The organism is Bartonella sp. AP7XZML, assembly GCF_042195745.1.
Taxonomy (GTDB): Bacteria; Pseudomonadota; Alphaproteobacteria; order Rhizobiales; family Rhizobiaceae; genus Bartonella.
In genome coordinates, this window is record NZ_JBHIOT010000066.1 from 82169 (window position 1) to 93247 (window position 11079).

Annotated in this window: 11 protein-coding genes and 1 tRNA gene; 10 read left to right on the forward strand and 2 right to left on the reverse strand. The window is 39.6% G+C overall.

What is annotated here, in order from left to right:
• Nucleotides 1-734: 734 nt before the first annotated feature.
• A tRNA-Arg gene (locus ACFILT_RS05045) sits at nt 735-811 on the reverse strand.
• Nucleotides 812-1178: 367 nt separating this feature from the next.
• On the opposite strand from ACFILT_RS05045, the gene ACFILT_RS05050 reads away from it, so the two are divergent.
• The 4 genes from ACFILT_RS05050 (at nt 1179) to ACFILT_RS05065 (ending at nt 7977) form a co-directional block, all read left to right on the forward strand.
• On the forward strand, nt 1179-2318 hold the full coding sequence (locus tag ACFILT_RS05050; protein WP_375678794.1) for an efflux RND transporter periplasmic adaptor subunit: 1140 nt from the start codon (nt 1179-1181) through the stop codon (nt 2316-2318).
• Nucleotides 2315-5449, forward strand: a complete 3135-nt coding sequence (locus ACFILT_RS05055) for an efflux RND transporter permease subunit (RefSeq protein WP_375678793.1) — start codon at nt 2315-2317, stop codon at nt 5447-5449. The genes ACFILT_RS05050 and ACFILT_RS05055 overlap by 4 nt, the downstream gene beginning before the upstream one ends.
• 189 nt (nt 5450-5638) lie before the next feature.
• A complete protein-coding gene (gene pgi / locus ACFILT_RS05060) occupies nt 5639-7303 on the forward strand; it encodes a glucose-6-phosphate isomerase (protein WP_375612841.1) in 1665 nt (554 codons plus the stop codon).
• A 509-nt stretch (nt 7304-7812) separates the two neighbouring features.
• On the forward strand, nt 7813-7977 hold the full coding sequence (locus ACFILT_RS05065; RefSeq protein ID WP_375679684.1) for a hypothetical protein: 165 nt from the start codon (nt 7813-7815) through the stop codon (nt 7975-7977).
• 77 nt (nt 7978-8054) lie between these two features.
• Here the strand turns inward: ACFILT_RS05065 and ACFILT_RS05070 are convergent, their stop codons facing one another.
• Nucleotides 8055-8585 carry a helix-turn-helix domain-containing protein gene (locus ACFILT_RS05070; RefSeq protein ID WP_375679685.1) on the reverse strand — a complete coding sequence of 177 codons (531 nt, stop codon included), beginning with the start codon at nt 8583-8585 and terminating at the stop codon, nt 8055-8057.
• Nucleotides 8586-8738: 153 nt separating this feature from the next.
• On the opposite strand from ACFILT_RS05070, the gene ACFILT_RS05075 reads away from it, so the two are divergent.
• The 6 genes from ACFILT_RS05075 to ACFILT_RS05100 form a co-directional block, all read left to right on the forward strand.
• The gene (locus tag ACFILT_RS05075; protein WP_183194530.1) at nt 8739-9032 is read left to right on the forward strand and encodes a helix-turn-helix transcriptional regulator; all 294 of its coding nucleotides are present in this window, start codon (nt 8739-8741) and stop codon (nt 9030-9032) included.
• Between the two features lie 73 nt (nt 9033-9105).
• Nucleotides 9106-9246 (forward strand): hypothetical protein, encoded by a 141-nt coding sequence (locus tag ACFILT_RS05080; RefSeq protein ID WP_375679687.1) that lies wholly within the window; start codon nt 9106-9108, stop codon nt 9244-9246.
• Nucleotides 9230-9628, forward strand: a complete 399-nt coding sequence (locus tag ACFILT_RS05085) for a hypothetical protein (RefSeq protein ID WP_375679688.1) — start codon at nt 9230-9232, stop codon at nt 9626-9628. The genes ACFILT_RS05080 and ACFILT_RS05085 overlap by 17 nt, the downstream gene beginning before the upstream one ends.
• A complete protein-coding gene (locus tag ACFILT_RS05090; RefSeq protein WP_375679690.1) occupies nt 9628-10488 on the forward strand; it encodes a ParB/RepB/Spo0J family partition protein in 861 nt (286 codons plus the stop codon). Before ACFILT_RS05085 ends, ACFILT_RS05090 begins: the two co-directional genes overlap by 1 nt.
• A complete protein-coding gene (locus tag ACFILT_RS05095) occupies nt 10485-10871 on the forward strand; it encodes a hypothetical protein (protein ID WP_375679691.1) in 387 nt (128 codons plus the stop codon). The genes ACFILT_RS05090 and ACFILT_RS05095 overlap by 4 nt, the downstream gene beginning before the upstream one ends.
• Nucleotides 10868-11079 (forward strand): DNA-binding protein (locus ACFILT_RS05100; RefSeq protein ID WP_375679692.1); only part of this gene is annotated, 212 nt, incomplete at its 3' end. The genes ACFILT_RS05095 and ACFILT_RS05100, both read left to right, overlap by 4 nt.

An 11079-nucleotide genomic window follows, 5' to 3' on the forward strand; every position in this document is an offset into this window, starting at 1 on the left:
GCTTTTATTAATGTTTGAGATCTGTACTCCATGGATTAATTAGAAAAATTCATAGAGAACAGAAAAATATTAAGATATCATAGAAATCGATGATATGCCATGCAAGAGATAATGCTAAAGAAGCACAAGAAGAGTTTTATTGTTTTTTAGGAAAAAGAATCTTTTTGCTTTTAAGCAGTAAAAATACGTTTAATTCAATTAAAAATATTGCGAAAAGAAGCTTTGGTTTGCAACAAATGTTGATGACATTAATGGATACCATAAGTGTTTCATAGTAGTACGTTTGAGAAGTAGTTTATTTATTCTTTCTAACAACACACTGAAAAAGTTTCACATGGTGGTAAACCGGAATTTATGGCGACACATCTGAAGTCCCTCTTAAGATGGGACTGCTAGGAATAAAATATCCAGAAACATCCAGTTATGGAACAATTAGAAATAAGAACGTAAAAAATTACCTAACTGAGTAGAGAGTATAATCCGGAAGAGACCAAAAACAAGCGCATAGATTGAAAAAAGAAAACAACAACATACGCTACTCATGCAATCGCTACGATTATAAGCTAATAAAAGCACCTTAGAGCTGAATTGAAGGACTCATAACATCTTATTCTAGCAAATGGCTAAAGAAACGACTCACAACAGAATGAAATAACAAAATACAAAGATAGGTAAAAATAAATCACAAAATAAAGAATTTAAAAAGTCTGACTTTATAAGAAGATATTGATAGATGGCGCACCCGAAGAGATTCGAACTCCTGACCCCCAGATTCGTAGTCTGGTGCTCTATCCAGCTGAGCTACGGGTGCATACATTTCAATTTTTTACATTGTCTAAGACAAAGGGTTCCTAATCGTTTCATTAAAGAAATGCAAGTGAAACTTGGATAGTAATAAAAAAAATTTCTCTTTTTTATGAGATATTTTAAAAAAGGATATAATATATTATGGCTTCAGTTGATTTTGATATGAACATTTTTTTGTCATGACCATACAAAGCAATATGAACGATAGTTAACTTGACGTTTTAATCTATGAAAGATAGTCAAGCAGAGATGAGATGTGTTTTTTGCGGTGGGGGTAAGATATATACACCCGCTGTTGGGTTTTTGTGTAAAACGCCGATATTACTGTTGAAAACTATTTCAGATGAACATGACACAGCAAGGGCGGATGTATGGCGTTATTAAAAAAGAGCTTTCCATTAGTGTTTTTAATCGTTGTTTTAACGGTTACTTATTGGGCTGGAAAAAAGAGTGCAGACCAACCCATTTCTATGGTGGATAAAACAAGAATATCGGATAAAGCTTCAAATGAAAAAATGGGAAGGCCACCGGTAAATGTTGTCGTTGATCTTGTAAAAGTTCAAGATCTTTATGAACAACTTAACGTTCTTGGGAGTGGAAAAGCTCTTGCAGAAGTCGAACTTACCCCTTTATCCTCAGGTGTTATTGATAAGCTTTTTGTATCAGCGGGTACAAAAGTACAAGCTGATGATGTGATTGCAAAGCTTGATTCTAAAAAAGAAGAAATAGCGGCTGCAAAAGCAAAAGTGCAACGTGATAACAATGCGTTGACGCTTTCGCGTATTCTTAAATTACGCGCCAGCAATACAGCAACGGAAGTTCAAGAAATTATGGCACGCTTAGAGTTGGATAACGCAAATTTAGTTTTGCGTAATGCTGAATTAGATCTCGATCGGCGAACAATTCGAGCACCGATTCCTGGAGTTGTTGGTATTTTGCCTGTTGATGCGGGGAATAACGTGACCCTTAATACTGTAATAGGCCGTATTGAGAATAGAGAACGTATTTTGGTCGATGTATGGGCCCCTGAACGATATGTGTCGCGCATCCATAAAGGAGATGAGGTAACGGCAACGTTAATCGCGCAGCCAGATAGATCTTTTGTTGGTCATATTTATGCGATTGATAATATCGTTGATCCAGAAAGTCGCACACTTCATGTTCAGGTTGAAATCAATAATGAAAAAGATACGCTCATGTCTGGTATGTCCTTTTCTGTTTCCTTGCAGTTTCATGGTGGTTCTTTTCCTGTCGTTAATCCTCTTGCAGTTCAATGGAATAGTAAAGGGTCATTCGTTTGGCGTGTGAGAGAAGGAAAAGTAGAGTCTATTCCCGTAACAATTATTCAGCATAAAGCCGATCATGTTTTCGTGAAAGCTCCCCTAGAAAATGGTGATCAAGTTGTCATTCAAGGGGTGCAAATGCTTTATCCAGGAAGTAAAGTAACTATTGATGATCCAAAGTCTCATCAACAGCAATTATCAGTAGGTTATGGAACGGATATACAATGAGCCAAGAATTGAGCACAAAACAGCCTACGTCAAAGGTGGAGCAAGGTGGTCTCATTACCTTATTTATTCGCAGACCGGTTTTTACTCTTGTTTTGAATGCTATGATCATCATTGCAGGATTTGCAGCATGGTTAAATGTTGATGTAAGAGAATTACCCGATGTTGATACTCCTGTAACAACGATTGTGACGATGTTTTCTGGTGCATCGGCAGAAACAATTGATCGTGAAGTTACAAAAGTTATAGAAGATGCTGTTTCTCGTGTTTCAGGTGTTAAGACGATTTCTTCAACGTCTTCTTTTGGACGCTCCCGTGTGAAGATTAACTTTAATGTCGGTGTTGATTTGAATGTTGCAGCATCTGATATTCGTGATGCTCTCTCCCGTGTTACCTATTCTTTACCGAAAGATGCGGATTCGCCTTTGATTATTAAAGCAGATTCGAATGCTGCTGCCATGATGTATTTGGTTGTGACGTCACCAACAATGAGTGTTGATGATTTAACCACGATTGTAAACGATCAGATTGTTGATGCTATTTCTGCTGTTGATGGTGTTGGTGATGTACAGGTCGATAGTGCTCGCACAAAGATTTTTCAGATTGATATAGATCAAGCAAAACTTGCAAGTTATGGATTAACTGTAGCAGATATTTCACGTGTTCTTGCTGATATGACAACAGATGTGCCAGTAGGGTCATTACGCAATTCTAAGCAAACTTTAGTTGTACGTGCTACTGCACGTTTAACAACACCAGAATCTTTTGAACAAGTTGTTTTAAAGCCTCATGTGCATCTTGGTGATGTTGCGCATGTTACTTTATCGCCGGATATAGAAACAGTTATTCTTCGTATCAATGGAAAGACAGGTATTGGATTAGGTATCGTGCGTAAAGCACAATCCAACACTCTTAATATTTCTGAAGGTGTGAGAGCCGTTGTTGATAATCTCAAAAGTATTGTTCCTTCTTCTGTAAATATAGACGTTATTAATGACGATGCAATTTTTATTAAAAGCGCTCTTCATGAGGTTGAAGTTGCGTTGGTTATTGCTATTTTGAGCGTTATCTTGGTCATTTTTCTTTTTCTCAGAGACATTCGTGTAACGCTGATACCTGCTTTATCTCTTCCTGTCGCTTTGATTGGTACCATTGCGGCTATTTATCTTGTAGGGTTTTCATTGAATATTCTCACATTTTTAGGACTTGTTTTAGCAACAGGGCTTGTTGTGGATGATGCCATTGTTGTTCTTGAAAATATTGTTCGGTGGCGCAACATGGGATTAGGTTCCAGAGCAGCAGCAGTGATAGGAACACGTGAAGTATTTTTTGCTGTTTTAGCAACAACATTGACTTTAGTGGCTGTGTTTGTTCCTATTTCCTTTCTTCCTGGGCAAGTTGGAGGTCTTTTTAGAGAATTTGGTTTTGTTTTGGCAATTTCTATTTTGCTTTCTTCAGTTGTTGCCTTAACGCTTTGTCCAATGTTGGCTTCGCGTTTTCTCAAAGAACATATTGAGGAAAAAGAGGAAAAGTCCCATCATTTTGCTTTTTTATATAAATTAGGTACTTTTTTTCATAAGGCATATACTTACAGTTTGCATAAGTGTTTAGAAAAGCCTTGGGCTGTTGTTTTTGCTTCACTTATTTTTGCGGGTCTTTGTGTTGGAGGCTATACGAAGCTACAACAGGAATTAACGCCAGCAGAAGACAGAGCTGTGATCTTTTTGGTTATTAATGGACCACAAGGTATTTCAACACAATATTTGAACGAGCAAATAGAGCAAATTGAAGCAAGTCTACAGCCATTACGTGATGCAGGGGAGATTGCTAACAGTTACTCTATTGCGGGTGCTGGCGGTTCACCCAATACTGCTTTTTTGATTTTATTGCTTTCATCTTGGGATAAACGTTTACGGAGTCAGCAAGAAATCGTGAAAGATATTAATGCAAAGGTTAAACAGTTTCCCGCAGTTTTTGTGTTTGCTGCGCAGGGAAATTCTCTAGGTGTGAGCGGAACTGGGCAAGGGTTGCAATTTGCAATTCTTGGCAATGATTATGCAATATTACAACCCATTGCTGATAAGCTGGTAAGTGCTTTACAAGATGATCCGCGTTTTATTCGCCCACGCCTTACTGTTGATGCAACACAACCGCAATTTTTTATTGAAATCAATCGAAAAAAAGCCTCCGATTTAGGGATTGATATCACCAATTTGGGCGATACATTACAAACAATGTTGGATGGTAAAAAGATTGGTTCCATTAACGTGGATGATCATTCTTACGATGTTAAATTGATATCGCGTACAAATTCTATGAAGAGTCCTAGCGATTTAGAAAATATTTTTTTAAAAACCAAAGACAATCGATATGTTCCTTTATCGGTTATTGCGCGTTTACATGAAAAAGCTATTGCTCCTCAATTAAAACGGGAAAAACGCATGAGTGCTGTTATTTTAAGCGCAAATCTTGCTCCAGATATCGCTTTAGGGGAAGCTTACCAAACTGTACAGAAAATTGCTTCTCCTTTGTTATCGAAAGGAACTTACTTGGTTCCCTTAGGGGAAGCCGAAACGCTTAACGAAACATCTTCCAATTTTATGATTGTTTTTGGCATTGCTTTTTTGATTATTTTGTTGATTTTGGCTGCTCAGTTTGAAAGCTTTATTTCAGGATTCATTATTATGGCCACTGTCCCATTAGGGATTGGTTGTGCTGTAATTGCTATGCTATTAAGTGGTGTAAGTCTTAATATTTACAGCCAAATTGGATTAATTTTGTTAATTGGTGTTATGGCAAAAAATGGTATTCTTATTGTTGAATTTGCAGATCAATTACGTGATCAGGGAAGAAGCGTGCGTGAAGCCGTAGAAGAAGCAGCAAACATTCGCCTTCGTCCAGTTTGTATGACAATGATTTGTGCCATTTTAGGAGGTATTCCTTTGGTTTTGGCCAAAGGTGCTGGCGCAGAAGCTCGTATAGCCTTAGGTTGGGTTATCGTTGGTGGCTTAGGTTTAGCAACTATTTTTACGCTTTATGTCACACCGGTTGTTTATCTTTTTTTAGGGCGTTTTATAAGACCAAAAGCAGAAGAAGATTTACGTTTAACAAAAGAACTCAATCAAGTTAAATGATGTATATGATAGAAAAGATTTGAAAGTTTATTCTTGTAAAAATATCATTTTCGGATCTTATCCTTTTATTTTGTATATTCCTTCATTTTTATGTGAGCAGTGAAAATAGCGAGCAATAAAGGAGGTGTTTTCTGCTTTGTTATTGTTTGGGCATAGATTTCATTATCAATAACCGTATAGGATAAGCTTATGGGAGATAGCTTTTCGATTCGAAATGAAATGGCTTTTGAAGCCACATTAAAAGCTTTAAGAAACCATGCCGCAAAGGATGGGGTCTATGATATTCGTCGGCATTTTGTAGAAGATGAACAGCGTTTTTCCCATTTTTCCCTCAGACTTGATGATCTTCTTTTCGATTTTTCAAAATGTGGTGTGACATTTAAAACATTGCAACTTCTAGATGATTTAGCGGTCGCAGCAGATGTGTTAGGCCGGCGTGATGCAATGTTTTCTGGTAAGGCGATTAATACAACTGAAAAACGCTCAGTTCTTCATATTGCATTACGTTTACCTGCTGATGAAATTTTCATGTTGGATGGTCATAATCTTATTCGCGATATTCAAGACGTCCTTGAAGATATGGAAAGATTTTCTGAAAAGGTGCGTGATGGAAGCTATAAGGGAAGCAGTGGCGAGAGAATAAGTGATATTGTCAATATTGGTATTGGTGGTTCTGATCTTGGTCCTGCAATGGTCACATATGCTTTAAAACCTTATCATGATGGTCCACAGTGTCATTTTGTTTCGAATGCTGACAGTGCCCATATTTCTGATACTCTTTCTATTTTGAATCCAGCAACAACGCTGTTTGTCATTGCTTCTAAAACTTTTACAACGGCTGAAACAATGGTCAATGCTCAAGTTGCACGTCAGTGGATTTGTTCACATTTAGGAGAAGAAGCCGTTTGTACGCATTTTGTTGCTGTTTCAAGTGCGCTTGATAAAGTGGCAGAATTTGGCATAGATTCCACAAGAGTTTTTAAATTTTGGAATTGGGTTGGAGGACGTTATTCAATTTGGTCAGCCATTGGACTTGTTGTTATGTTTGCAATAGGTGGTGGAAATTTTCGCCAATTTCTCAATGGTGCTTTGCAAATGGATCAACATTTTAAAACTATGCCTTTGCATAAAAATATTCCTATTCGTTTTGCTCTTTTAGGATTCTGGCATCGTGTTATTTGTGGTTATTCATCACGTTCGATCATTCCTTATGCACAGCGTTTAATACATTTTCCAGCTTATTTACAACAGCTTGATATGGAATCAAATGGTAAGCAAGTCTCGCTGGATGGAAAACCATTAAGTTTTTCAAGTGGTCCAATTGTTTGGGGGGATTCAGGAACAAATAGTCAACATGCTTTTTTTCAGCTTCTGCATCAAGGAACAGATATTATTCCTGTAGAATTTATTTTATTTATAAAAGGGCATGAGAAAAAATTACATTCTATGTATGAGATGTTGCTAGCAAACGGTTTAGCACAATCAAAAGCCTTGATGAAGGGGCGTAGTCTTGAAGATGCTCGGCATATCTTGATAAAAAATGGAGTTGATGAGGGTGAAGCAGACCATTTAGCACGTCATAGAAGTTTTAAAGGAAACCGTCCCAGCATTACGCTGGTTCAAGATTCATTAACACCTTTTGCACTCGGTCGTCTTATTGCGCTTTATGAACATCGCACTTTTGTTGAAGGGATTTTAATGAATATTAATTCATTTGATCAATGGGGTGTTGAACTTGGTAAAGAATTAGCAAACGAGTTACTACCAATTCTTCGTGGAGAAAGTAAAGCGGATAATCGTGATAGTTCAACATTAGGGTTGCTAGCACATATTCAAGCAAGACGTGCAAAATAATATAATTTTACAGTAGGTTTTGTACTAACTAAGCAAAAGTAGAATGAGAGAGAAATATGAGATAATTCTTTAATTTTACTATGCCTTCTCTTATTATCTGGATTAGATTTATGTAACAGAAAATCAAAAAAGTGCAAAAATTGTAAAAATGAGAATTTATTCGCAAAAACGATAAAGACCTTTGAGAGGTCTTTGAAGACCCTTTGAGAACCCCTTAAAAACTCTTTGAAAAAAAATAAATTGGTACAAAACCTGCTGACAAGCTACAACCGGAAAGCTACTGTAGTTTGACACTAGGTTTTATACTAAGTGGGAAAAGGTGGGATTAGGTAGGAATACGTGGTAATTTGTTGTTTTTATGTATAAAATTTAGCATTAAATGCGCGTTTTGTCAAAATAGATTTTGACACCTAAAATTGTAAAAAAGAGCGAAAAATAGTGAAAATCAGAAAAAAGTGCGTTTTCATGGTAAAAATGAGAGAAGGCTTTGAAAGGTCTTTGAAAACCCTGTGAAAAATTTTGAAAAGTCTGTGAAAGCCCAGAAAACCGCCTTTGAAGACCCTGTGAAAAAAATCACTCCAAAAGTTCAATTGACTCCAAAATCAGCCAAAAATGACCCAAAAAGCAAAAAAGATATGCGCCATATGGCGCGTTTCTATTTTTTGCAAATATAATTCTTTAAAAACAATTCGTTATTTAAGTTTCTTAATGTAAATAGAAACGCGCCTGTATTTTTCATTTTAGAGAGGCATTAAGCCGTATCTTGTGTAGTTTCTAGATGTACTCTTTCAGCCTCTATTTGACGCTTTAAATGAATTTTAAGAAGAGGGAAAGTCGCTTCGACTTCTTCCGTGTCGTTGATGTCTTGAACAAGCTCTTGCAGTTTTTTATAAAGTTCCGCCGCGAGTTCCGCTATATCTTCAGGGGGGAGTTTTATTTTAGCATCGCGATAGGTTGTATAAGCTATGCGACCAAGCTTTTTCATGAGACCAGCAGGAATGGTGGGCGCTTTAAAACCTGCTGCTTTCGCTTTTGCCATGTCACTAAACATTTCACCTTCACCCGTAACGAGCCAATGGGGGTTAATGTTATAGACTCTATGATAGGCGTTAATTGCTGAGGATGTTGGCTCATGTGCTCCGATTTCATAATTGGCAAGGGTATTGCGTTGTAAATTAAGGCGTTGCGCAAAAATGCCCCGCTCTTCGTTTCCGAGTATTCGTCGTATTTCACGCAAGCGTTTTGCCAGTTCTGTTTTTGGTTCTACTTCTGGACGTGCCAAAAAAAATCACCTCTATACAAAATAAATTGTTTACAACACAAAATATTTGGTATACACATCTAATTACCGCCCGATATAGAGGGCAGATATTTTACAATTAACCCCACAAAAAACGGATGGTTTGAGCATCCGTTTGAAGCAGGAGCGAAATTTATGACTATCACACAAGTATGGGATCGCCATAGTATTTTAGCTGAGCTACGCCGCCGTAATATGACCTTGGCGGAGCTCGCGAAAGCTTATCAACTATCGTCATCCAGTGTTCAACATATCTGGACACGGTCTAACGAGAAAGCCGAACGCGCTATTGCCGATTTTATCGGTTTGCCCGTTGAGCAGGTTTTTAGCGACCGCTACCCCAAAAGTCGCCGTCGCATTTTTAAAGCAGCAAAACATGCCAACACAGATTCGCGTGCGCATTCTGCTTTGCGTGGGAATGCTGCTTGAACTTCGTTACACGGCTTTGCGTTTTTGCGCATTTGCCATGAATTTAAATACCATAAGATAAAAAGGTTTATCAATGTCTAAAGATCAGTACGAAATAGGCAAGATAAATTGCAGAGAGTTGCATCATAGAACAGCCGTTTGGATGGGTTGGTTTTGGCGATTAGATGGTGGTCATATTGTTTTTATAGGGGGTGGTTATGGTTGCTGCTTGTAATTTATGGACCCCAGAAGCCAGAAGCGATATCGTTAATCCTTATTCAGAAGTTGAACGTTTGGAAGCTATGCTTGCCTGTTCTTTTAAGGCGGTGAGTGGTGGATTTAAGCATCTGCCGATCCGGTATATTATTGACCCTCCGCATGGCTTATTTGATGCGGCGTTAGCACGGCAGATTGTTATTCATATTTTGCATTATCAGTTTGAGGTGCCGCGGCGGCGTATTGTTGCCATGCAAGAGCGTGAACGCACTGCTGTTGCTCGTTCTTTGCGTACCATTAACCGGCGTTTGGAAGAACCCGTTTTTGCGAAAGCTTATCAAAGATGGGCGGGGCGTGCGATGGATTTGTTCTTTAAAGAGATCAGAAAGGTGGGGGCGTGATGGCACAGTTTCAAAAGCTTGCTCTTGATGTGATTGTGGTGCCGGAGCGTATACGCCCTGTAGATGATGAGCATGCCAAGGCGCTTGCACAATCAATGGCGCGGGAGGGATTGATGAATCCGATTACGGTGCGCCATACCCCTAATGCTAAGGAAGGCAATTATACGCTTATTGCTGGAGCGCATCGGCTTCGTGCTGCGGAGCTTTTAGGGTATAGCGAAATCGATGCGGTTGTGGTGCAGGCTGATAAGGATAATGCTGCGCTTTTAGAAGTGGCTGAAAATCTGTTTCGCAATGAATTGTCTGTGATTGACCGTGCGCTTTTTGTCCAGACTTACCGCGAGTTGTGGGAAAAGAAGTATGGGGAGATTCAACGTGGCGGTGACCATGGTAATCAATATACAAAGGACAAAGTGGCAAAGGTGCAAGTTGCACCTTTGCCAAATGATGGTGACTTAAATGGCAAAGTGCAAGGTTTGCACTTTGCCAAACATGTGGCGGATCGTATTGGTTTGTCTCAAGATGTTGTAAAACGTCTTAACTGTATTGCCCAGCATCTACAGCCGGAGTTGCGGGCGGTTTTGCGGGGGACGGCATTGGCGGATAATCAAGCGCAGTTATTAAAGCTTGCCAAGATGGAGCCGGTTTCGCAACGGCGGGTGGCGATTGCGCTCCAACAGGTTGATGGGGATTTGAGGCGGGCTGTTGATTTGGTCAATGGGGTTAATACGCCACCGCAAATTAATGAACAGGAACGGATTTTTGCTCAGTTATTGGGTGTTTGGCAGAGAGCAGATGCGCAGACAAAGGCGCGGTTTTGTGATTATCTTGCAAGAGAATGTGGGGAGGTGCTGTCATGAAAAGGCATGGTTGCGGGCAGCTTGATTTTTTCCAAAAGCCGGTTTTTCCCTGTCGTGAACCCGTTGCGCAGATTGATTTAGGGCGGTTTCGCTCACGCATTAAGCGTGCGATGGCGCGGGCTTTGAGAGAATGCCGGCATGAGCGCAGTGTGATTGCGGAGCGTATGGCGCATTATTTAGNGCGGTTTAAGGCATTTGTGCGGGCGACAGAGGCATTTTGGCTCTGGGATGAGGTGGTGAGTGAAGATGGATTGTTGCTGTTGCAAGGGGATGAGGCGCGTTTAGCAGAGATTGCGCGGTTGCAGCAGGAACAGCGGGAGATTGCAGCGCGATTGAAAGCCATGCGCGCAACGCCGGTTCGCATTAAAAGGGGGCAGCCATGAAGGAGTGGTTTACTATTGCCGAATTGGCTGAGGCAGCTTTGCCAGGGTTGCCGAAAACATATAAAAGTCTTGAAAACCACGGACGGGCATATTGGAGAAAAAACTCTGAACTTTCGAGGAAAGTGGGAGGCAAAACCAAGCCGGTTTGGGAGTATCACATTTCCTTATTGCCGGAGGGGGCGCGGGCGGCATTGTTGGTGCGGTTTGG

Excerpts from the sequence above, each read along its gene's own strand:
- ACFILT_RS05050 (WP_375678794.1), top strand. The coding sequence starts at position 1,179 with ATGGCGTTATTAAAAAAGAGCTTTCCATTAGTGTTTTTAATCGTTGTT.
- ACFILT_RS05055 (WP_375678793.1), top strand. The coding sequence starts at position 2,315 with ATGAGCCAAGAATTGAGCACAAAACAGCCTACGTCAAAGGTGGAGCAA.
- pgi (WP_375612841.1), top strand. The coding sequence starts at position 5,639 with ATGGGAGATAGCTTTTCGATTCGAAATGAAATGGCTTTTGAAGCCACA.
- ACFILT_RS05075 (WP_183194530.1), top strand. The coding sequence starts at position 8,739 with ATGACTATCACACAAGTATGGGATCGCCATAGTATTTTAGCTGAGCTA.
- ACFILT_RS05080 (WP_375679687.1), top strand. The coding sequence starts at position 9,106 with ATGTCTAAAGATCAGTACGAAATAGGCAAGATAAATTGCAGAGAGTTG.
- ACFILT_RS05085 (WP_375679688.1), top strand. The coding sequence starts at position 9,230 with ATGGTTGCTGCTTGTAATTTATGGACCCCAGAAGCCAGAAGCGATATC.
- ACFILT_RS05090 (WP_375679690.1), top strand. The coding sequence starts at position 9,628 with ATGGCACAGTTTCAAAAGCTTGCTCTTGATGTGATTGTGGTGCCGGAG.